Consider the following 22,405-nt stretch of genomic DNA (forward strand, 5'->3'; position numbering starts at 1 on the left):
GATGAGAGAAATGAAGCTTTACACGAAAACAGGCGATACGGGGAAAACAAGTCTTATTGGAGGACGTGTTGATAAAGATAGTTTACGTGTTGAAACATATGGGGCAATTGATGAATTAAATTCCTTTATTGGGAAGGCCGTAAGTGAATTAGATCAAGCGCTTTTCAAGGATATTTTAACAGACCTAGAGACAATTCAGCATGAGCTGTTCGATGCTGGTGGAGACCTTGCCAATGTGATGAAAGAACGCCAATATAAGTTAACAGAGCAACCGATTGAAGTACTCGAAACTCGTATAGATGCTTTATCAGACGAAGCGCCACCATTACAACGTTTTATTTTACCAGGAGGTGCACCAGCAGCTGCAACTTTACACATTGCACGCACAGTTGCACGTCGAGCAGAGCGTGAAATGGTGACGCTAATGAAAGAGGTTGAAGATGTGCCAAAGGTTGTACAAAAATATTTAAATCGATTATCAGATTATTTATTTGCAGCTGCACGTGTTGTAAATGCACGATTAAATGTAGCGGATGTTGAGTATATTCGTAGCGGGAATGTTTTTAAAAAATAAAAGTTTGATTTAGTAAATGTTTTTGTACACATAATAAAACATCGGATACTAAAGCCTCCTTCCTCTATAGGGGATAGAGGTTTGTTTGCTTTCTTCAGCAAAAGTTCAAACGTCTACTGAATATGTAACATTCGGTAAGGTATAATTGATAAGGAAAGTAAAAAAATGCTACCTTGGAAAAATTCAGGGTGGCTTTTTTTCTTGTAAAATGTAAGAATATAAAATTATCAGAAATATTTCCGTTTTATGTTGACTGAATGCTCACTCATTTATTAGAATAGGAATATAATGATAAAGTGAAGTACATTTCTGTATGAACTAGCAAATTCGTCACAAAGAGAGAAAATTACGACAAACTAAAGGGGGGACCAACCATGAGTCCATTATTAATTGCTAACATTGTCTTAACAGTCGTGGTTGTGCTTTATGCAGTAGGATTGTTCTTCTACCTGTTGAAAACACGCTATAAGTATGTGCAATTGGGGAAAAAGGTTGAGTTTGATGAAAGTGTTAAAGAACGACTTCGTTATATTATGGTCAATGTATTTGGTCAAAATAAGCTATTAAAGGATCCAAAGAGTGGTTTAATTCACGTTATGTTTTTCTATGGATTTTTGATGGTGCAGTTAGGGGCAATTGATTTAATCTGGAAAGGACTAGCACCAGAATCACATCTGCCACTAGGCATTTTCTATGGTGTCTTTACATTCTTCCAGGAGCTTGTAGTTTTAATGATTTTAATTGCGGTAGTGTGGGCATTTTACCGCCGCTATGTTGAAAAACTAGTGCGTCTAAAACGAGGATGGAAAAATGGTCTTGTATTAATTTTCATTGGTGGGTTAATGGTATCTACATTAATCGCTAATGGTATGGGATTAATTTGGCATGGTGAGGGATTAACCTATACGGAGCCAGTTGCTTCAAGCATTGCTGCTATTTTTGGCTTCCTACCTACATCAGTGGCTGCTGGCGTATTTTATGTAATGTGGTGGGCACACCTTTTAATTCTATTAACATTCCTTGTTTACGTACCGCAATCTAAACATTTCCATTTAATCGTTAGTCCACTTAATGTTTACATGAATCGTTTAGATCGTGCGGGTACATTAACACCAATCGATTTCGAGGCCTTAGAAGAAGCAGGGGAAAATGCTGAAAGTGAAGAGGATATGCCTTCTATTGGAGTGGGACGCATACAGGACTTCACACAAAAGCAAATGCTCGATCTATATTCTTGTGTAGAATGTGGACGTTGTACAAACATGTGTCCAGCAACAGGAACAGGAAAAATGCTGTCGCCAATGGATTTAATCGTGAAATTGCGTGATCATTTAACATTTACGGGCGCAGTTGTAACAAAACAAAAACCGTGGGTGCCTTATCAATTCTTTGCCAATACAAAGGGTAATCAGCTTGCAATGGCAGCTGGTGCTGAAGGTGCTGTAATTGAAGATATCTACAGTCCATCTTTAATAGGCGAAGTCATTACAGAAGAAGAGATTTGGGCTTGTACAACTTGTCGTAACTGTGAAGATCAATGCCCAGTAATGAATGAGCATGTTGATAAAATTATTGACCTACGTCGTTATCTAACTATGACTGAAGGAAAAGTCAATCCAGATGCGCAACGTGCTATGACAAATATCGAGCGACAAGGTAATCCTTGGGGCTTAAACCGTAAAGAAAAAGAAAATTGGCGCGATCTAGATCCAACAATCCAAATTCCAACTGTAAAAGAGCTGAAAAAATCTGGTGAGGAAATGGAATATTTATTCTGGGTTGGTTCGATGGGAGCTTTCGATAACCGCTCTCAAAAAATCGCTTTAGCATTCTGTCGTTTATTAAACGAAGCTGGTGTGAAGTTTGCAATCTTAGGTAATAAAGAGAAAAACTCTGGGGACACACCTCGCCGTTTAGGGAATGAATTCTTATTCCAGGAGCTAGCTACAGCGAATATTGATGAGTTTGAGAAAAACGAAGTGAAGAAAATTGTGACAATCGACCCTCATGCCTACAATATCTTTAAAAATGAATATCAAGACTTTGGCTGGAAAGGCGAAGTGTATCATCATACTGAATTATTAAATCAGTTGATTGAAGAAAATCGTCTAGCGCTAAACTATGAGGTTCATGAAACGATTGTCTTCCATGATTCTTGTTACTTAGGCCGTTACAATGATGTCTATGATGCTCCACGTGAAATTCTTCGAGGCATCCCTGGTGTGAAGCTTGTTGAAATGGAACGTAACCGTGAAACAGCGATGTGCTGTGGTGCTGGTGGTGGCTTAATGTGGATGGAAGAACACGTAGGGAACCGTATTAACGTAGCACGTACAGAGCAGGCTCTCGCAACAAATGCATCGGTTATTTCATCGGGCTGTCCTTACTGTTTAACAATGTTAGAGGATGGTACAAAGGCAAAAGAGGTTGAAGATTCTATTGGAACATTTGATGTTGCAGAATTACTAGAGCGCTCAGTGTTCGGCGAAAAAGTAAAGGCTATTCAACCTTCTTCAGAGGAAACAGAAGAAACATTTGAAGAAGTGGTAGCATCCGTAGAAAAGGCTCGCCAAGACGAGAATCCGGAAGCGAACGCAGAAAAATGATTGCTATTGCAGAAATATTTTAGTTATCTGAAAAATATAAATTGCACAATAAAAAATTGTTTTGTAGAATAAGATTAAATGGGAATGGGAGTTGAGATAGTAAACTCCCATTTTTCCTCGATAGAAGTCGAGCGAGCGTTCAGTCAATAATGCTTTACAACTTCATCGAGAACGTAAAACAAAAGGGGTGTTTTACTTGAATAGAGCTGTAATTTTAGCAGGAGCAAGAACTGCATTTGGTAAATTTGGAGGTTCATTATCAGCATTACATGCAAGTGATTTAGGTGCGATTGCGATTAAAGGGGCATTAGAGAAAGCAAATCTTGCATCTGAGGAAGTAGATGAGGTAATTTTAGGTTCTGTTTTACAAGGGGGACAGGGTCAAATTCCTTCTCGACAGGCTGCGCTGAAGGCCAATTTACCAACAGCAGTAAAAACAGAAACAATCAATAAAGTTTGTGCGTCAGGGATGCGTGCAGTGACATTAGCAAATCAATTGATTCGTTTAGGGGACGAAGAAGTGGTTATTGCTGGTGGCATGGAATCTATGTCCAATGCGCCATATTATCTTCTGAATGGTCGAAATGGTTTGCGTATGGGAGATTCAACAATGGTAGATGGCATGCTTTATGATGGTTTAACATGTGCTTTCGATAAAGCGAGACCGCATATGGGCAGCTATGGTAATGCAACAGCTAAAGAATTCTCGCTAAGTCGAGAAGAACAGGATGCTTGGTCAGTTCGCAGTCATGAACGCGCGCTAGCCGCAATTGAAAAAGGTTACTTTGCAGAAGAAATCGTACCAGTAGAGATTCCTCAACGAAAAGGTGAACCACTTGTTGTTGATACAGATGAGGCACCAAGAGCAGGTACGTCTTTGGAAATACTGGCGAAGCTAAAACCAGCCTTTGACAAGGATGGCACGATTACAGCAGGAAACGCACCTGGGGTTAACGACGGAGCATGTGCACTTGTCATCATGAGTGAGGATCGTGCAAAACGTGAAGGTAGAGAACCATTGGCAGTAATCATTGGTCATGAAGAACTTGCGATTGAGCCAGAAAACTTCCCACAAACACCAGGTCTTGTTATTAATAAATTACTGAAAAAGACCAATAAATCATTAGCAGATATTGATTTAATAGAAATCAATGAAGCCTTTGCAGCAGTCGCTTTAGTCAGCAAGCAGTTGGCAGATTTAGATGCAGAAAAAGTGAATGTTAATGGCGGTGCAGTTGCTTTAGGTCATCCTATTGGGGCATCTGGTGCACGCATTATATTAACACTTGCACAGGAATTGAAGCGTCGTGGCGGTGGTATCGGCATTGCTGCAATCTGTTCAGGCGGCGGTCAAGGTGATGCAATTATGATTGAAGTACCAAAAACAGGGGGACTGAACTAATGGGAATTCAAAAGGTAATGGTCATTGGTGCAGGGCAAATGGGCTCTGGTATTGCCCAGGTTTGTGCACAAGCAGGCTTTGATGTGAAATTGAACGATATCAAGCAAGAATTTTTCGAGCGTGGATTAGGGGTTATTACGAAAAATTTATCACGTGATGTAGAAAAGGGTCGTAAAACAGAAGATGAGAAGACTGCTGTTCTAGGTCGAATTAGTATGTCACTAGATTTACAGGATGCTAGTGATGTAGATATTATCATTGAGGCAGCTGTAGAAAATATGGAAATTAAGCAATCCATCTTTAAGCAACTGGATGGCATTGCACCAGCACATGCTATTTTAGCTACGAATACATCTTCACTGCCTATTACAGAAATCGCAGCAGTAACAAATCGTCCAGAGCAAGTAATTGGTATGCACTTTATGAATCCTGTACCAGTTATGAAACTTGTCGAAATCATTCGAGGCTTAGCAACAACAGATGAAGTATACAAAGCTGTTGAAGAGATGACGGTCAAATTATCGAAAACACCAGTAGAAGTGAATGACTTCCCAGGATTTATTTCAAACCGAATCTTACTACCGATGATTAATGAAGCGATTTACGCACTCTATGAAGGTGTAGCTACGAAGGAAGCAATTGATGATGTAATGAAGCTTGGTATGAACCATCCAATGGGGCCATTAACATTGGCAGACTTCATTGGTTTGGATACATGTCTTTACATCATGGAAATTTTACATGAGGGTCTAGGAGATAGTAAATATCGTCCTTGCCCACTGCTACGTAAATACGTTGCAGCAGGCTGGCTAGGTAAGAAATCAGGAAGAGGCTTTTACGTTTACGAATAATCCTATGGGGATGGGGTTATTTAGATGTTTGGGGACAACTTAGAGGGGTGACATTATAGATGCATTTGCAATTTACAGATGAGCAAATTATGATGCGCGATATGGTTCGTCAATTTGCTCAGGAAAAAATTCAACCATGGGTAGAGCGAATGGAAGCGGGAGAATTCCCACGTGAGCTTCTACAGCAAATGGGTGAACTTGGCTTAATGGGAATTACTACACCAGAAGACTTAGGTGGCTCTGGTATGGATTTTACATCGTATATAATTGCGATTAATGAACTATCAAAAGTAAGCGCTGTAATGGGCGTTATTTTATCGGTGCATACTTCGGTTGGAACAAATCCAATCATTTACTTTGGGAATGAAGAACAAAAGAAACGTTATGTACCAAAACTTGCAGCAGGAGAATATTTAGGCGCATTTTGTTTAACGGAACCAGGTGCAGGCTCAGACGCTGGCTCTCTACAATCAAAGGCAGTGCGTGATGGCGATGAATATGTTATTAACGGCTCCAAAGTATTTATTACAAATGGTGGAGAGGCTGATGTATATATTGTATTCGCTTCTACTAACCCTGCTGAAAAAACAAAAGGTATTTCGGCATTTATTGTCGAAAAGGGGACACCTGGCTTAATCATCGGAAAAGATGAACATAAGATGGGCTTACATGGCTCACGTACTGTTCAGCTGACATTCGATAATTGTCGCATTCCAGCCGACAACCTACTTGGGGAAGAGGGAGAAGGCTTTAAAATTGCGATGGCCAATTTAGATGTTGGCCGAATTGGCATTGCGGCACAGGCTTTAGGGATTGCTGAAGCAGCACTAGAGGCGGCTACTGCTTATGCTAAAGAACGTATACAATTTGGCAAACCAATTGCTGCACAACAAGGTGTTGGCTTTAAGCTTGCTGATATGGCAACAGCTGTTGAATCGGCGAAACTATTAGTCTATCGCGCAGCAGATTTACGTGCAAAAGGTTTACCATGTGGAGCAGAAGCTTCAATGGCTAAACTTTTCTCATCACGAACAGCGGTACAAACGGCAATAGAAGCGGTTCAAGTATTCGGCGGCTACGGCTATACGGAAGATTATCCGGTAGAGCGCTATTTCCGCGATGCAAAGGTTACAGAAATCTATGAAGGTACAAGTGAAATTCAAAGATTAGTCATTAGTAAACATTTACTGAAATAAAGCCTGATGTTAGGAAGGGTACAAACCGTTCCAGAGAGGAAGACACGCTCATAAAGTGTGTTGATCCGCTCTAAAAAGTGAGAGAGGCGCTCTATTAAGAGAAGAAACCGCTCCAAAGTGGTAGAAATCCGCTCCTAGAGAGTGTAGACCCGCTCTAAAATAAGGGAAACCCGCTCTAACAACAATCAGGTAACACAGAACAGAGTCTAATTAAAAAGGGGAAATGGACAATGAACTTTCAGTTAACAGAAGAGCATGAACAATTACGTGAAATGATTCGTGATTTTGCTATAAATGAAGTGGCGCCAACAGCTGCTGAACGTGACGAAAATGAAGAATTTGACCGTGCGATTTTCGATAAAATGGCGGAGCTTGGGTTAACTGGTATTCCATGGCCTGAGGAATATGGTGGTGCAGGATTTGACTACCTTGCATATGTCATTGCTGTCGAGGAACTATCACGTGTCTGTGCTTCGACTGGGGTAACATTATCTGCGCATACTTCACTGGCAGGTTGGCCACTTTACAAGTTTGGTTCAGAAGAACAAAAACAAAAATACCTTCGTCCAATGGCTGAAGGCAAACATATTGGTGCGTATGGTTTAACAGAACCAGGATCAGGTTCAGATGCAGGCGGTATGAAAACATATGCAAAACGTGATGGCGATGATTATATTTTAAATGGCTCAAAAATCTTTATTACGAATGGTGGAGTAGCAGATACTTATATTGTATTTGCAGTAACAGATCCAGAAGCAAAACACGGCACATCCGCATTTATCGTGGAAGCTGGGTTTGAAGGTTTCTCTGTAGGGAAGAAAGAAAAGAAATTAGGAATTCGTTCATCTCCAACAACAGAGATTATTTTTGATAACTGTCGTGTTCCAAAAGAAAATCTATTAGGTGCTGAAGGGGAAGGCTTTAAGATTGCCATGACGACACTGGACGGTGGACGTAATGGTATTGCGGCTCAAGCAGTAGGGATTGCACAGGGAGCATTAGATGCAGCAGTAGACTACGCCAAAGAACGTGTGCAATTTGGTAAACCAATCACTGCAAACCAAGGCATTTCCTTTAAATTAGCAGATATGGCAACTCAAATAGAGGCTTCTCGACTTCTTACATACCAGGCGGCTTGGTTAGAGTCTAATAACCTACCATATGGTAAGGCATCTGCAATGGCGAAATTAATGTCTGGCGATACGGCTATGAGTGTAACGACAGAGGCGGTTCAAGTATTTGGTGGCTATGGTTATACAAAAGATTATCCAGTAGAGCGCTTTATGCGTGATGCTAAAATTACACAAATTTATGAAGGTACGCAGGAGATTCAACGTCTTGTTATCTCGCGTATGCTAACGAAATAATTGATGACTGAAAAAGATAAAAGGCCCCAAGTACAGTCAACTGTAAAAGATGAAAATTTAATCGCCATTCGTCGTGAACAAATGATTCAAGGAGCTATTAAGCTATTTAGAGAAAAAGGCTTTCATCGTGCCACGACGAGAGAGATTGCAAAAGCTGCTGGCTTTAGTATTGGTACTTTGTATGAGTACATCCGAACGAAAGAAGACGTTCTTTATCTTGTTTGTGATAGTATCTATCACCATGCAATGGAGCGACTTTCAAGTTATGAGATTAAAGCAGGAACAATTGATGAGTTGAAAGAAATGATTAGGGAATATTTCCTGCAAATTGATAGCATGGTTGATGAGCTAACAATCATGTATCAAGAAACAAAATCATTGTCAAAAGAAGCACAACGCTATGTCTTTAGTAAAGAGTTTGAAATGGTTGCCACATTTGAACGCTTGTTACAACGATGTGTGCAGTCTGGCGAACTAACAATGACAGACAAGCAAATCCATTTAGCAGCCAATAACTTAGTTGTTTCAGGACAAAGCTGGGCGTTCCGCAAATGGGCATTACATCGTCAGCATTCCATTGACGAATTCATTGACATGCAAATCACTTTGTTCATTTCAGGCATAAAGGGGTTCTAATATTTTGTAAGGGGTTTGTCGGCAATTGCATATAGCGATATTGCAATTGCTGGCTTTTTTTATTCAATAAGGGGAGAGAGTGGGGATTTCATATGACAAAGGTAGAAGTATATCGTCCAAAAAATCACGTACGTTTTGTGACAGCATCAAGTCTTTTTGATGGACATGATGCTTCCGTCAATATTATGCGACGCATTTTACAATCGAGCGGTGTAGAAGTAATCCATTTAGGTCATAACCGTTCTGTTGAAGAAGTCGTGAATGCTGCGATACAAGAAGATGCACAAGGTATTGCAGTTTCTTCTTATCAAGGCGGGCATATGGAATACTTTAAATATATGTATGATTTACTGCGTGAAAAAGGGGCACCACATATAAAAATTTATGGCGGTGGTGGAGGAGTTATTTTACCGCGTGAAATTAAAGAGCTTCATACGTATGGCATTGCAGGGATATTCTCACCTGAGGATGGCCGTGTTTTAGGGCTACAAGGAATGATTAATGAGCAAATTAAAGGAACAGATTTTCCAACTGCAACGGGTAATTATTTAGAGAAATTAAAGTCCTTAACGCCGGAAACGCCAGAAATTTTAGCTAATCTAATAACAGCAGCTGAGTCAAATGACGACGAAGCTACGAAGGAAATGCTAGATGAGGTACGAAAGCTTTCAAAAGGTACACCAGTAATGGGGATTACAGGAACAGGTGGTGCAGGGAAATCTTCATTAACAGATGAACTGATTCGCCGCTTCCTAAAAGAATTCCCAGATAAACGTGTAGCCATTCTTTCAGTCGATCCAACAAAGCAAAAAACGGGTGGAGCATTGCTTGGGGATCGAATTCGTATGAATGCTATCTTTAATAACCGTGTTTATATGCGTAGTTTAGCAACACGTGGCTCTCGTACTGAATTATCTGCATCGATTGGTGATGTGCTAGATGTAGTACGTGTAGCAGGCTATGACCTAATCATCGTAGAAACAAGCGGTATTGGTCAAGGGGATGCCGAAATTACAAAGTACACGGATCTATCTATGTATGTCATGACAAGCGAATTTGGTGCGCCAACACAACTTGAGAAAATTGATATGATTGATTTTGCAGATGTTATTGCTATCAATAAATTTGAGCGAAAAGGCTCAGAGGATGCACTAAGACAAGTACAAAAACAATATCAACGTTCACGTGAGCTTTGGGATGAATCACTTGATAATATGCCAGTTTACGGTACAATTGCTAGCCAATTCAATGACAAAGGAACAAATGCATTATTCGCAGCTCTCGTTAAAATTATTAACGAAAAAACAGGTTTTAATTGGGAAACAAGTTATGAGCAATTTGCTAAAACGCAAAAGCAAGATGTCATCATTCCAAACGATCGTCGTTATTATTTACGTGAAATTACTGACACTGTTCGTGGCTATCATAAAAAATCAGAGCAACAGGTGGCATTTGCTCGTCGACTATTCCAATTAGAAGGCGCTATTGCAGCAGTGAAAGAAAAAGCGCCAGATGATGCACTTGTTGCATCGCTTACTTCTTTAGCAGAAGGTGTTAGAGATGAATTAACAGCAGAATCAAAGCGTATATTGGACAATTGGCAGGCTTTAAAAGAAGCTTATGCTGGCGATGAATTTGTGACGAAAGTTCGTGATAAAGAAATTCGCACCATCCTTAAAACAACAAGTCTATCTGGCACAAAAATTCCAAAAGTGGCATTGCCGAAGTTTGAAGATTATGGTGAGATATTGCGTTGGGTTTATAAAGAAAATGTTCCTGGCGAATTCCCATATACGGCAGGTGTTTTCCAATTCAAACGTGAGGGTGAAGATCCGAAACGCCAATTTGCTGGCGAGGGGACACCAGAACGTACAAATAAACGCTTCCACTATTTATCAAAGGATGATGATGCAAAACGTTTATCTACAGCATTTGATTCGGTAACACTGTATGGTGAGGACCCAGATTACCGTCCAGATATTTATGGTAAAGTCGGGGAATCGGGTGTATCCATCTGTACACTTGAGGACATGAAGAAGCTATATGCAGGCTTTGATTTATGTGCACCATCTACATCTGTATCGATGACAATTAATGGTCCAGCCCCTATTATTTTAGCAATGTTTATGAATACAGCAATCGATCAACAAGTTCAATTGCGTGAGCAAGAGCTAGGACGAACTTTGACAGTTGAAGAGTTTACTGAGACACGTGAAAAAACATTGCAGGTTGTTCGTGGAACAGTGCAAGCAGATATTTTAAAAGAAGATCAAGGACAGAATACATGTATTTTCTCAACAGAGTTTGCTTTACGTATGATGGGCGATATTCAGCAATACTTTATTGACCATAAAGTGCGTAACTACTATTCTGTTTCCATTTCGGGGTATCATATTGCGGAAGCTGGAGCAAATCCTATTTCCCAATTAGCCTTTACTTTAGCTAATGGCTTTACGTATGTAGAGTATTATTTAAGCCGTGGCATGAATATCAATGACTTTGCACCAAATCTATCATTCTTCTTCTCAAATGGACTGGATCCAGAATATACAGTAATTGGACGTGTTGCACGACGTATTTGGGCCATTGTTATGCGTGATAAATACGGTGCTAATGAGCGTGCTCAAAAGCTAAAATACCATATTCAAACATCTGGACGTAGTTTACACGCTCAGGAGATTGATTTTAATGATATTCGTACAACATTACAGGCATTGATGGCATTACAAGATAACTGTAACTCATTGCATACAAACGCCTATGATGAGGCCATTACTACACCTACTGAAGAATCCGTACGACGTGCGATGGCTATTCAAATGATTATTACAAAAGAGCATGGTCTAGCGAAAAATGAAAACCCACTACAAGGTGCGTTTATTGTTGAAGAATTGACAGACCTTGTGGAAGAAGCGGTTCTTGAAGAATTTGATCGTATCAATGATCGTGGCGGTGTGTTAGGTGCAATGGAAACACAATACCAAAGAGGTAAAATTCAAGAAGAATCCATGTACTATGAGATGTTAAAACATTCAGGGGAGTTACCAATCATTGGTGTTAATACTTACTTGAACCCAAATCCAGCTTCAGATGCTGATATAGATAATATGGAAATCGCTCGTGCATCGACAGAAGAAAAGGAAACGCAAATTCGCAATTTACAAACATTTTGGAGTGCACATGAAGAGGAAAGTGAAGCTGCGATTGCACGTTTACAAGAAGTGGCTGTCAATAATGGTAATATTTTTGCTGAGCTTATGGAATCAGTAAAAGTAGCAAGCTTAGGACAAATTACAAAAGCTTTATATGAAGTTGGCGGACAGTATCGTCGTAATATGTAAGTAGTGTCGTTCAAAACTGCTTGTTTTCTAACATTTTTTTCTAATTTATGTAACTTGCTTCTCTAGTTTCTAGTGTCTAGTCTTAAGATTAGGCACTTCTTTTTATTTTCGCTATAATAGAAATGTAAAAAAAGGGGAGGCGCGGTAGAGGATGAGATCAGTTATTCACTACATAATTATATTAGCTTTAGTATTGGGAGCCATTTTCCTGTATAATAAGCAAATTGGCGCTATTCCTTTACTACTATTATCTGTCTATTTGTTTTATCTTGGAATAAAAAAAATGCGTAATATAAAAAACAGTAATTGAAGCTAGCAAAGGGGCTAAAACTTTGTATATAATGGGTATTATGCTTATTGTATGGAAAGAACCTTTTGCGTGGCCTTTTTTGCTGCGCTTGGAGAATAAAGCACCATGTAATTTTAAAACGTCCATTGTGATGAGGGAAAGGAAGTGCACGAATTGAATTTTCGTGAAATGACAAAGGAACAATTAACAGAAGAATCGTTAATTAACTTAGCTTATGCAATATTAAATGAAAAACGTGCCTCAGTGTCTTTTAATGATTTATTAAAATTAATTCAAGAACTTGTGGGCTATAGTGATGCAGAAATGAAATCTCGTCTGTTACAATTTTATACAGATATGAATATTGATGGCCGCTTTTTATATAATCAGGAAGCAGGCTGGGGCTTACGTGAATGGTTTAAAGTAGAGCAAATTGAAGAAGAAACAGCACCTTCTGTTAAGACTCAAAAGAAAAAATCTAAAGCTGCCTTTGATGATGAAGATCTTGATGAGGATGTAGATTTAGAGGAAGAAGATATCGACTTTGATGAAGACTTTGAAGAGTTCATTGATGAAGAAGACCTTGAGGAAGAAGAAGATGAAAAAGAAGATATCGACTTTGACGATGAAGATCTAGAAGAAATTGATGAAGAAATCGATGAAGAGTTTATCGATGAAGAGGAAGAAGAATTTGATGAAGAAGAGGAAGAGGTCTAGCACAGTACTCTTAGAATTTTCTTTCTTTTAAGCTTGAAGCAAAAAATCTTGACTTCTATCACGGTTACGTTTAATCTTTTACTTGGGCTCCTTAAAAGAAGGAGAAAGACCGTGTATATAATACGCTCCCCCTGCAAACCTATGCAGGAGGAGCGTTTTTTTGTTTTTAACTTTATTCAGTTTAGTTCTCCCATACTTTTCATAACGATATGAATATAAATGTTTTTATTTATTCATGATGTATAGTAAACGGTGACTGAACAGTTGTTAGAGTTTTAAGGTTTAAAGGAAAGTGGAAAAGAGATAGAACCGATTACAGCTTCGAATCGACTACATTTTTGTAGACATTCTCGGCTTTTCTTTTTTTAGGGTATTAGAATATAAATGGTTCTGATCCCCCCTAAACGCACTAATATTTTAGAACATCATAAGGAGGAATTTATTCATGACGAAGTATATTTTTGTAACAGGTGGGGTTGTATCATCACTTGGAAAAGGGATTGTTGCAGCATCTCTAGGCCGTTTATTAAAAAACCGTGGTTTAGAAGTTACGATTCAAAAATTTGACCCATATATCAATATTGACCCAGGTACGATGAGCCCTTATCAACATGGGGAAGTTTTTGTAACAGATGATGGTGCTGAGGCTGATTTAGACTTAGGACACTATGAACGCTTTATTGATATTAACCTTGGGAAACATTCTACAGTAACTTCAGGTCGTGTTTACCAATCTGTATTACAGAAAGAACGTCGTGGTGATTATAACGGTGGAACAGTACAAGTAATTCCTCATATTACAAACGAAATTAAAGACCGTATCCAACGTGCTGGTCGAGAAACAAATGCTGACGTTGTGATTACTGAGGTTGGTGGAACAGTAGGGGATATTGAATCATTACCTTTCCTCGAAGCTATCCGTCAAATGAAAACGAACTTAGGTCATAACAATGTAATGTATATCCACTGTACGCTTATTCCTTATATTAAAGCAGCTGGTGAACTTAAAACAAAACCTACGCAGCATTCTGTTAAAGAATTACGCTCTTTAGGTATCCAGCCAAATATTATCGTAGTCCGTACTGAACAAGAAGTACCACAAGAGATGAAAGAGAAATTAGCATTATTCTGTGATGTTCAACCACATGAAATTATTGAATCTCGTGATGCTGAGCATTTATATGAAGTACCATTAAACCTACATGCACAAGATATAGATGATATCGTTCTAGATCATTTTGGCATTGAAGCACCAGAGGCAGACATGGGAGAATGGCGTGACCTTGTAGAAAAAGTGAAGAACTTACCAAATAAAAGAAAGATAGCATTAGTAGGGAAATACGTAGAACTACAAGATGCTTACATTTCTGTAGTTGAGGCATTAAAGCATGCAGGGTATGCATTTAATTCTGATATTGAAATTGACTGGATTAATGCAGAACATGTTGATGCAGATAATGTTACTTCTCTATTAAAAGGTGCTGACGCTATTTTAGTACCAGGTGGCTTTGGTGATCGCGGTGTTGAAGGTAAAATTTTAGCGACACAATATGCACGTGAAAATAATGTTCCTTTCCTAGGTATTTGTTTAGGTATGCAATTAGCAACAATAGAATTTGCACGTAATGTTCTTGGCTTGAAAGGTGCTCATTCTACAGAGCTTGATGCAAATACAGAGTATCCAATTATCGACTTCTTACCAGATCAAAATGATACTGTAGACATCGGTGGTACATTACGTTTAGGGTTATATCCATGTAAATTAAAAGATGGTTCAAAAGCAAGCAATGCTTATGGCAAAGAGCTTGTTTATGAGCGTCATCGTCACCGCTATGAATTTAACAATGAATATCGTGAGGCAATGGAAGCAGCTGGCCTTGTCTTCTCAGGTACAAGCCCTGATGGCAAGTTAGTTGAAATTATTGAGCTACCAGAAAACAATTTCTTTGTAGCGTGTCAATTCCACCCAGAGCTAGTGTCACGTCCAAATCGTCCACAACCATTGTTCCGCGACTTTATCGGCGCAACATTTAAATAATCAAAAAGAGTTGTCTCGTGTATATCGAGACAACTCTTTTTAAATGGATGATTACAGTTCTTCTTCATCAAACCCAATCATTTCATCATAAGCAATTTTGATAGCTTCATATACAAATAGACCTGCAAGTGCATGTGGTACAACAATCCGTTGACCTAAATCATTAGGCAATAAACCGCCTTTAATGCGTGTAGAAACGTATGTGTAGGCTAAATCTGCAAGAGGGTTATCTACACTGGCTGTTTCACTAGCCACAGCCGCGAAGGGAATGAATTGTGTATTTAATTTTTGAGCTAACACTAGTGCTTCTTCATCGTGTGCACTTCGAGTAAAAATGCAAACACGATCAGCTTCTGTTAAGCTTGTGTCTGAAGTCCAAGGTGCTAACTTGCTAAACGGTTCAACTGCATGAAGTGCATTTAATTCCACAATCTGCATTTCCCCAAAGCAAGCAAAATAGACAGTTCCTTGGCCAATGGCGGCTTGCGCCAATAACCTTGCAGTCTCCTCAATAGCTTCTTCTTCATTTTGTGTAATTCTTTGTAATAATCCACTTAATTGTGTTGTTAGAATTTTTGACATGTTCCCACCTCTATTCATATTATAGGGGGTAAAAGGTAGAAAGCAAAAGCAGATAATTTATAATACTAGAAGGTATTAAGCTAAAAAAGGAGAATTATACATAATAAAGAAAGTTTTTGTGTAAGAATAAAACTAAAAAGGGCGGAATGAAATGTGAAACGATTACTAATTGTCGATGATCAGCAGGGGATTCGTTTACTTTTAAATGAAGTGCTGAAAAAGGAAGGATATCTTACATATTTAGCAGCTAATGGTTCAGAGGCATTAAAGTATGCAGACGAACAAGAGATGGATTGTGTTTTACTGGACATGAAAATTCCAGGAATGGATGGTATTGAAATTTTGAGACGTTTAAAAGAAAAATTTCCAAAGCTTCCTGTCTTTATGATGACAGCATATGGCGAGTTGGATGTTGTGCAAGAAGCGTTAGAACTAGGAGCCATTCGTTACTTTACGAAACCGTTTGATATTTTCGAAGTGCGTGATGAGGTAAATAAAGCTTTACAAGTTTAAAAAGCAGGCGGTGGACACACGGCCTGTTTTTTTATGTTGATATAAGACGAATTGGAATGGATATTTCGTTACACTACGCTTCGTCGACCCTGTCGCTCCGTTATACTGCGCTTTCGGGTAGAAAATAATAGCCCCTGCTTTTCAGGGGCAAGACTTCGTTGCGTTGCCCTGCACTTCGTTGACCCTGTCGCTCCGTTATACTGCGCTTTCGGGTAGAAAATAATAGCCCCTGCTTTTGAGGGGCGTGGACTTCGTTGCGTTACACTCCACTTCGTCGACCCTGTCGCTCCGTTACACTACGCTTTCGGGTAGAAAATAATAGCCCCTGCTTTTCAGGTGCGTGGACTTCGTTGCGTTACACTGCACTTCGTCGACCCTGTCGCTCCGTTATACTGCGCTTTCGGGTAGAAAATAATAGCCCCTGCTTTTCAGGTGCGTGGACTTCGTTGCGTTGCACTCCACTTCGTCGACCCTGTCGCTCCGTTATACTGCGCTTTCGGGTAGAAAATAATAGCCCCTGCTTTTCAGGTGCGTGGACTTCGTTGCGTTACACTTCACTTCGTCGACCCTGTCGCTCCGTTATACTACGCTTTCGGGTAGAAAATAATAGCCCCTGCTTTTCAGGGGCTATTATTTTTGCTATGATTGAGGGGCATGTTTATGTAGAAATAATAGTCCTATGAGGAGGATTTTTAGTATGGCATTAGTATCTATGAAAGAGATGTTAATTAAAGCAAAAGCAGAAGGTTATGCTGTTGGTCAATTCAACATTAACAACCTTGAATGGACTCAAGCAATTTTACAAGCAGCTGAAGAAGAAAAATCTCCAGTGATTCTTGGTGTTTCTGAAGGTGCAGGTAAATATATGGGCGGATTTATTTCTGTTGTTCATATGGTAAAAGGTTTAATGGAATCTTACGGTACTACAGTTCCTGTAGCGATCCATCTTGACCATGGTTCTAGCTTTGCAAAATGTAAAGAAGCAATTGATGCAGGCTTTACTTCCGTGATGATTGATGCATCACATCATTCATTTGAGGAAAATGTGAAAATTACTTCAGAAGTAGTAGAATACGCACATGCTAAAGGCGTTTCTGTGGAAGCAGAATTAGGAACAGTTGGTGGAGATGAAGATGGCGTAATCGGTGGTATTATTTACGCTGATCCAGAAGAATGCCGCAAAATGGTTGAACTAACAGACATCGACTGCTTAGCACCAGCACTTGGCTCTGTACACGGTCCTTACAAAGGAGAGCCAAACTTAGGCTTTAAGGAAATGGAGGAAATCTCTAAATTGGCAGATCTTCCACTTGTTTTACATGGTGGTACAGGTATCCCAACAAAAGATATCCAACGTTCTATTTCATTAGGTACGGCTAAAATCAACGTCAATACTGAAAATCAAATTGAAGCAACAAAAGTAATTCGTGAAATTCTTGACAACGACAAAGTTGTTTACGATCCTCGTAAATTCCTTGGTCCAGCTCGTGAAGCCATTAAAGCAACGGTTATTGGTAAAATTCGTGAATTTGGAAGTGCACAAAAAGCATAATTTTTGCATTTAATATGTTACAAAAGCATAGAAAAATACACATAATAAGAGAAGTGTTGATGCTTTCAATCGACCTTCTCTTGTTTTTGAAATAAAGAAATTTTGGAAAATATTTAATAATATAAGAAAAATGATCAGGAGGAAATAGTATGAAATTTTTCATTGATACAGCAAATTTTGAAGAGATTAAAGAGGCACATGCATGGGGTATTTTATCAGGAGTGACGACAAACCCATCATTAGTTGCTAAAGAAGAGAATGTTTCTTTCCATGATCGTCTTCGCGAAATCGCTGAGCTTGTTGATGGCTCTGTAAGTGGGGAAGTTATTGCACTTGATGCAGAAGGTATGATTAAAGAAGGTTTGGAATTAGCTGCTATTGCTCCAAACATTACAGTTAAACTGCCAATGACACCTGCTGGATTAGAGGCATGTCGTTTCTTTGCAAATAAAGGTATTAAAACAAACGTGACATTAATCTTTAGTGCAAACCAAGCATTGATGGCTGCGCGTGCAGGTGCTACATACGTATCACCATTTATCGGCCGTTTAGATGATATTGGTCAAAATGGTGTTGAGTTAATTGAAACAATTGCAGATATTTTTACAATTCATAATATCGATACGCAAATTATTGCTGCCTCTGTTCGTCATCCGCAACACGTTACAGCAGCAGCTTTAGCAGGTGCACATATTTCAACGACTCCGTTTAAAGTATTAAAGCAGCTTTTCCACCATCCATTAACTGAAAAAGGAATTGAAGGATTTTTAGCGGATTGGAATAAGAGAAAAGGCGAATAATAAGATTATAAAGTGTGTCAATTGCAAAAATACTACTTTCCAATCATGAGGGAGAACGCAAAATGGATGTTTATAAAATTACTGGCGAAAATCGTCTACAAGGTACAATCAAAGTTAGTGGTGCAAAAAATAGTGCAGTCGCCTTAATTCCTGCATCAATTTTGGCGAACTCTCCAGTGACTATTGGAGGGATACCCGAAATTTCAGATGCTTGGACGTTAAAGGCTTTATTAGAGGAAATTGGTGGGGAAGTTTCGTTTGAGAATGGGAAAATGACAATCGATCCATCAGAGATGATTGCATTACCTTTACCAAATGGCAACGTAAAAAAGTTACGCGCTTCTTATTATTTAATGGGCGCTATGCTTGGACGTTTCAAAAAGGCAGTCATTGGTTTACCAGGAGGCTGTTTTTTAGGACCACGCCCTATTGATCAACATATAAAGGGCTTTGAGGCTTTAGGAGCTAAAATCACCAATGAACATGGAGCCATTTATTTACGTGCAGATGAGTTAATTGGGGCAAAAATTTATTTAGATGTGGCAAGTGTCGGTGCAACTATTAATATTATGCTTGCTGCTGTACTTGCTAAGGGACGTACTGTCATTGAAAATGCTGCAAAAGAACCTGAAATAATTGATGTAGCGACACTTCTAACGAATATGGGTGCCAATATTAAAGGTGCAGGTACAAGTGTCATTCGTATTGAAGGCGTAGAAGAGCTGCATGGTACTGAGCATACGATTATACCAGATCGCATTGAAGCCTCCACATTTTTGATTATGGCTGCAGCAGTCGGTGATGGTATTACAATTGATAACGTTATCCCACTGCATTTAGAAGCAATCATTGCCAAGCTTCGTGAAATGGGTGTGAAATTCGAAATCGGTGAAGAAAGTATTTATGTACCAAAAACAGATCTCTCCACATTACAGGCAGTGGATGTCAAAACATTGGTATATCCTGGATTACCAACAGATATTCAGCAACCACTGGCCGTGTTAATGTCACAAGCATTCGGGTCCTCAAAAGTAACAGATACTATTTATACAGCTCGATTTAAGCATATCGATGAGCTTCGTCGTATGAATGCAGATGCTCGTGTAGAAGGAAACACAGCGATTATTAAAGGGCCAAGTAAATTACATGGCTCAACCGTAACAGCTACAGATCTTCGCGCTGGAGCAGCTTTAGTATTAGCTGGACTCTTAGCGGAAGGAGAAACTGAGATTCAGGATATCTATCATATCGAACGTGGCTATAGCTCACTTATTGAGAAATTACGTGATTTAGGCGCTGATATTCGACGTGAAACAATCATGGCACGTGTAGCTGAAACAAAGGAATAATGAGAGCTAAAAGTTTTCAACCAATTATGTTACAATAGAGGTAATTTGAATGTTTTGGCACATAAAGATGCCGATAACGGGAGGCAAAGCAACAATGGAACGTAGTTTATCGATGGAAGTAGTACGAGTAACAGAAGCAGCAGCAATCGCATCCGGGAAATGGATGGGACGCGGTTTAAAAATTGAGGCAGATGATGCAGCAACAACAGCGATGCGAAAAATGTTCGATACAATTCCAATGCATGCTACAGTAGTAATTGGTGAAGGTGAAATGGATGAAGCGCCAATGCTTTATATTGGTGAAGAACTTGGTTTACGAAATGGTGGTCCAAAAGTAGATATTGCAGTGGATCCTTTAGAAGGTACAAATATTGTGGCAAAAGGTACTAATGGTGCAATGACAGTTCTTGCTATTGCAGACAAAGGGAATCTGTTAAATGCACCAGATATGTACATGGAGAAAATTGCTGTAGGGCCAGAAGCAGCGGGCAAAGTAGATATCAATGCTTCAGTCACTTATAACTTATTACAAGTAGCAAAAGCTAAAAATAAAGATATTTCTGATGTTGTGGCTACTCTTTTAGATCGACCACGTCACCAAGCGATTGTTGATGAAATTCGTGAGGCTGGTGCACGTATTAAATTTATCCAAGATGGCGATGTTGGCGCAGCAATCAATACGGCCTTTGATGAAACAGGTATTGATATTATGTTTGGAACAGGCGGCGCACCTGAGGGTGTTATTGCGGCTGTAGCCTTAAAGTGCCTTGGCGGAGATTTCCAAGCAAAACTAGTACCTGAAGATGAAGAACAATTAGAACGCTGCACAAAAATGGGTGTGGATGTTGAAAAAGTTCTTTATTTAGATGACCTAGTAAAAGGTGACGATGCTATTTTTGCAGCGACAGCTGTAACAGATTGCGAGCTTTTAAAGGGTGTACAATATAAAGGTGCTTATGCCTTAACCCATTCAGTAGTTATGCGTGCTAAATCTGGTACGGTTCGCTTTGTTGAAGGCCGTCACGCTCTTGAGAAAAAACCTAGATATTAATGTTATTTTCTTCTAAAATATACCTAGTACATCTTTTGTGCTAGGTACCTTCTTCTTAAAATAACCATCCCATATTTTTAAGGCTATGTTTAGTTATATGGTGGAAAGTATATCAATAGTTATTGTTAAACTGAGGCAGCCATATAAGCAATAGCAGAGCCGATCGTAAACTTCAATGATAACCCCATAAAATTGTATTATATTTTGAAAAAGACTGGAGTTGTGCATATGTCTGCATTGACAATCGCTCAATTAGAAAACATGACGTTAAAAGAGCTTTACGCCCTTGCACGCCAATATAAAATTTCATATTATAGCAAGCTAACGAAAAAAGAATTAATATTTGCTATTTTGAAAACGCGTTCAGAGCAAGAGGGCTATTTCTTTATGGAAGGCGTACTAGAAATTGTTTCGCAAGAGGGCTTTGGCTTCCTTCGACCAATCAACTACTCACCAAGTAAAGAAGATATTTATATTTCTGCATCCCAAATCCGTCGCTTTGACTTACGTAATGGGGACAAGGTGTCAGGAAAGGTGCGACCACCAAAGGAAAATGAACGCTATTATGGCCTATTACAAGTAGATGCTGTCAATGGTGAAGATCCTGAGGTAGCGAAGGAACGTGTTCATTTTCCAGCACTAACCCCTTTATATCCAAATCGACAAATTAAGCTTGAAACAAACCAACGCAATTTATCGACACGTATAATGGATTTAGTGGCACCTGTAGGCTTTGGACAACGTGGTTTAATTGTGGCTCCGCCAAAGGCAGGGAAAACGTCTTTATTAAAAGAGATCGCGAACGCTATTACAACCAATCATCCACAAGCGGAGTTGATTGTCTTACTGATTGATGAACGTCCTGAGGAAGTGACAGATATTGAACGGTCTGTCAATGCAGATGTTGTTAGCTCGACATTTGATGAAGTACCTGAGAACCACGTGAAAGTGGCTGAAATAGTATTAGAACGTGCACGACGTTTAGTGGAACATAAGCGTGATGTAATTATTTTAATGGACTCCATTACACGTTTAGCGCGTGCTTATAACTTGGTAATTCCTCCAAGTGGACGTACACTTTCTGGTGGTATTGATCCTGCAGCATTCCATAGACCAAAACGTTTCTTTGGTTCAGCTCGTAATATTGAAGAAGGTGGTAGTTTAACAATTTTAGCGACCGCTTTAGTAGATACAGGGTCTCGTATGGATGAAGTTATCTATGAAGAATTTAAGGGAACAGGGAACTTAGAGCTTCATCTTGATCGTCAGTTAGCAGAACGCCGTATATTCCCTGCGCTTGATATTCGTCGTTCAGGTACACGTAAAGAAGAGCTTCTTCTTGAGCCAGAACAACTTGAAAAACTATGGGCAATTCGTAAAACATTTTCTGATGCACCTGATTTTGCAGAGCGCTTCCTGAAAAAAATACGTACAACAAAATCAAATGAAGAATTTTTTGAAAAGCTGAACGAAGATATGAAAAAAGCAACAAAAGGTAAGGGGCTTTTATAAAAGGCATCACCATTGACGAGCAAATTGTC

Annotated in this window: 17 protein-coding genes; 16 read left to right on the forward strand and 1 reads right to left on the reverse strand. The window is 39.3% G+C overall.

Annotated features, from left to right (window positions below; genetic code table 11):
• Nucleotides 1-10 precede the first annotated feature (10 nt).
• From MHB65_RS02680 to MHB65_RS02725, 10 genes are all read left to right on the forward strand, one after another.
• Nucleotides 11-574 (forward strand): cob(I)yrinic acid a,c-diamide adenosyltransferase, encoded by a 564-nt coding sequence (locus MHB65_RS02680; RefSeq protein WP_342442413.1) that lies wholly within the window; start codon nucleotides 11-13, stop codon nucleotides 572-574.
• Nucleotides 575-948: 374 nt separating this feature from the next.
• Nucleotides 949-3,180, forward strand: a complete 2,232-nt coding sequence (locus MHB65_RS02685) for a heterodisulfide reductase-related iron-sulfur binding cluster (protein WP_342442414.1) — start codon at nucleotides 949-951, stop codon at nucleotides 3,178-3,180.
• Nucleotides 3,181-3,376: 196 nt separating this feature from the next.
• On the forward strand, nucleotides 3,377-4,582 hold the full coding sequence (locus tag MHB65_RS02690; protein ID WP_342442415.1) for an acetyl-CoA C-acetyltransferase: 1,206 nt from the start codon (nucleotides 3,377-3,379) through the stop codon (nucleotides 4,580-4,582).
• Nucleotides 4,582-5,433 carry a 3-hydroxybutyryl-CoA dehydrogenase gene (locus tag MHB65_RS02695; RefSeq protein WP_342442416.1) on the forward strand — a complete coding sequence of 284 codons (852 nt, stop codon included), beginning with the start codon at nucleotides 4,582-4,584 and terminating at the stop codon, nucleotides 5,431-5,433. Before MHB65_RS02690 ends, MHB65_RS02695 begins: the two co-directional genes overlap by 1 nt.
• A 59-nt stretch (nucleotides 5,434-5,492) precedes the next feature.
• On the forward strand, nucleotides 5,493-6,629 hold the full coding sequence (locus MHB65_RS02700) for an acyl-CoA dehydrogenase (protein WP_342442417.1): 1,137 nt from the start codon (nucleotides 5,493-5,495) through the stop codon (nucleotides 6,627-6,629).
• 230 nt (nucleotides 6,630-6,859) lie between these two features.
• Entirely contained in the window at nucleotides 6,860-7,996 is a 1,137-nt protein-coding gene (locus MHB65_RS02705) for an acyl-CoA dehydrogenase (RefSeq protein ID WP_205446783.1), read from the forward strand.
• 3 nt (nucleotides 7,997-7,999) lie between these two features.
• Nucleotides 8,000-8,632, forward strand: coding sequence for a TetR/AcrR family transcriptional regulator (locus MHB65_RS02710; protein WP_205446785.1), 633 nt, complete (start codon nucleotides 8,000-8,002; stop codon nucleotides 8,630-8,632).
• Between the two features lie 92 nt (nucleotides 8,633-8,724).
• Nucleotides 8,725-11,973 carry a fused isobutyryl-CoA mutase/GTPase IcmF gene (gene icmF / locus MHB65_RS02715; RefSeq protein ID WP_205446787.1) on the forward strand — a complete coding sequence of 1,083 codons (3,249 nt, stop codon included), beginning with the start codon at nucleotides 8,725-8,727 and terminating at the stop codon, nucleotides 11,971-11,973.
• A 463-nt stretch (nucleotides 11,974-12,436) separates the two neighbouring features.
• The gene (gene rpoE, locus MHB65_RS02720) at nucleotides 12,437-12,979 is read left to right on the forward strand and encodes a DNA-directed RNA polymerase subunit delta (RefSeq protein ID WP_205446789.1); all 543 of its coding nucleotides are present in this window, start codon (nucleotides 12,437-12,439) and stop codon (nucleotides 12,977-12,979) included.
• A 445-nt stretch (nucleotides 12,980-13,424) separates the two neighbouring features.
• On the forward strand, nucleotides 13,425-15,017 hold the full coding sequence (locus tag MHB65_RS02725; protein WP_205446791.1) for a CTP synthase: 1,593 nt from the start codon (nucleotides 13,425-13,427) through the stop codon (nucleotides 15,015-15,017).
• A 51-nt stretch (nucleotides 15,018-15,068) separates the two neighbouring features.
• On the opposite strand, the gene MHB65_RS02730 is transcribed toward MHB65_RS02725, so the two are convergent.
• Entirely contained in the window at nucleotides 15,069-15,599 is a 531-nt protein-coding gene (locus MHB65_RS02730) for a DUF2529 family protein (protein WP_342442418.1), read from the reverse strand.
• A 153-nt stretch (nucleotides 15,600-15,752) separates the two neighbouring features.
• On the opposite strand from MHB65_RS02730, the gene MHB65_RS02735 reads away from it, so the two are divergent.
• From MHB65_RS02735 to rho, 6 genes are all read left to right on the forward strand, one after another.
• Complete coding sequence (locus MHB65_RS02735; protein WP_205446795.1) at nucleotides 15,753-16,112, forward strand: response regulator; 360 nt, start codon at nucleotides 15,753-15,755, stop codon at nucleotides 16,110-16,112.
• Between the two features lie 697 nt (nucleotides 16,113-16,809).
• Nucleotides 16,810-17,664 (forward strand): class II fructose-bisphosphate aldolase, encoded by an 855-nt coding sequence (locus MHB65_RS02740; RefSeq protein ID WP_342442419.1) that lies wholly within the window; start codon nucleotides 16,810-16,812, stop codon nucleotides 17,662-17,664.
• A 149-nt stretch (nucleotides 17,665-17,813) separates the two neighbouring features.
• Nucleotides 17,814-18,464, forward strand: a complete 651-nt coding sequence (gene fsa / locus MHB65_RS02745; RefSeq protein ID WP_004269447.1) for a fructose-6-phosphate aldolase — start codon at nucleotides 17,814-17,816, stop codon at nucleotides 18,462-18,464.
• A 62-nt stretch (nucleotides 18,465-18,526) separates the two neighbouring features.
• The gene (locus tag MHB65_RS02750) at nucleotides 18,527-19,813 is read left to right on the forward strand and encodes a UDP-N-acetylglucosamine 1-carboxyvinyltransferase (protein ID WP_205446799.1); all 1,287 of its coding nucleotides are present in this window, start codon (nucleotides 18,527-18,529) and stop codon (nucleotides 19,811-19,813) included.
• Nucleotides 19,814-19,907: 94 nt separating this feature from the next.
• Entirely contained in the window at nucleotides 19,908-20,864 is a 957-nt protein-coding gene (glpX, locus tag MHB65_RS02755; protein ID WP_004269449.1) for a class II fructose-bisphosphatase, read from the forward strand.
• A 228-nt stretch (nucleotides 20,865-21,092) separates the two neighbouring features.
• Nucleotides 21,093-22,376 carry a transcription termination factor Rho gene (rho, locus tag MHB65_RS02760; RefSeq protein ID WP_205446801.1) on the forward strand — a complete coding sequence of 428 codons (1,284 nt, stop codon included), beginning with the start codon at nucleotides 21,093-21,095 and terminating at the stop codon, nucleotides 22,374-22,376.
• The last annotated feature ends 29 nt before the right edge of the window (nucleotides 22,377-22,405 follow it).

It is taken from the genome of Lysinibacillus sp. FSL K6-0075, from assembly GCF_038592945.1.
In the GTDB taxonomy this organism is placed as follows: domain Bacteria; phylum Bacillota; class Bacilli; order Bacillales_A; family Planococcaceae; genus Lysinibacillus; species Lysinibacillus fusiformis_F.

Excerpts from the sequence above, each read along its gene's own strand:
- MHB65_RS02680 (WP_342442413.1), top strand. The coding sequence starts at position 11 with ATGAAGCTTTACACGAAAACAGGCGATACGGGGAAAACAAGTCTTATT.
- MHB65_RS02685 (WP_342442414.1), top strand. The coding sequence starts at position 949 with ATGAGTCCATTATTAATTGCTAACATTGTCTTAACAGTCGTGGTTGTG.
- MHB65_RS02695 (WP_342442416.1), top strand. The coding sequence starts at position 4,582 with ATGGGAATTCAAAAGGTAATGGTCATTGGTGCAGGGCAAATGGGCTCT.
- MHB65_RS02700 (WP_342442417.1), top strand. The coding sequence starts at position 5,493 with ATGCATTTGCAATTTACAGATGAGCAAATTATGATGCGCGATATGGTT.
- MHB65_RS02705 (WP_205446783.1), top strand. The coding sequence starts at position 6,860 with ATGAACTTTCAGTTAACAGAAGAGCATGAACAATTACGTGAAATGATT.
- MHB65_RS02710 (WP_205446785.1), top strand. The coding sequence starts at position 8,000 with ATGACTGAAAAAGATAAAAGGCCCCAAGTACAGTCAACTGTAAAAGAT.
- icmF (WP_205446787.1), top strand. The coding sequence starts at position 8,725 with ATGACAAAGGTAGAAGTATATCGTCCAAAAAATCACGTACGTTTTGTG.
- MHB65_RS02725 (WP_205446791.1), top strand. The coding sequence starts at position 13,425 with ATGACGAAGTATATTTTTGTAACAGGTGGGGTTGTATCATCACTTGGA.
- MHB65_RS02730 (WP_342442418.1), bottom strand. The coding sequence starts at position 15,599 with ATGTCAAAAATTCTAACAACACAATTAAGTGGATTATTACAAAGAATT.
- MHB65_RS02740 (WP_342442419.1), top strand. The coding sequence starts at position 16,810 with ATGGCATTAGTATCTATGAAAGAGATGTTAATTAAAGCAAAAGCAGAA.
- fsa (WP_004269447.1), top strand. The coding sequence starts at position 17,814 with ATGAAATTTTTCATTGATACAGCAAATTTTGAAGAGATTAAAGAGGCA.
- MHB65_RS02750 (WP_205446799.1), top strand. The coding sequence starts at position 18,527 with ATGGATGTTTATAAAATTACTGGCGAAAATCGTCTACAAGGTACAATC.
- glpX (WP_004269449.1), top strand. The coding sequence starts at position 19,908 with ATGGAACGTAGTTTATCGATGGAAGTAGTACGAGTAACAGAAGCAGCA.
- rho (WP_205446801.1), top strand. The coding sequence starts at position 21,093 with ATGTCTGCATTGACAATCGCTCAATTAGAAAACATGACGTTAAAAGAG.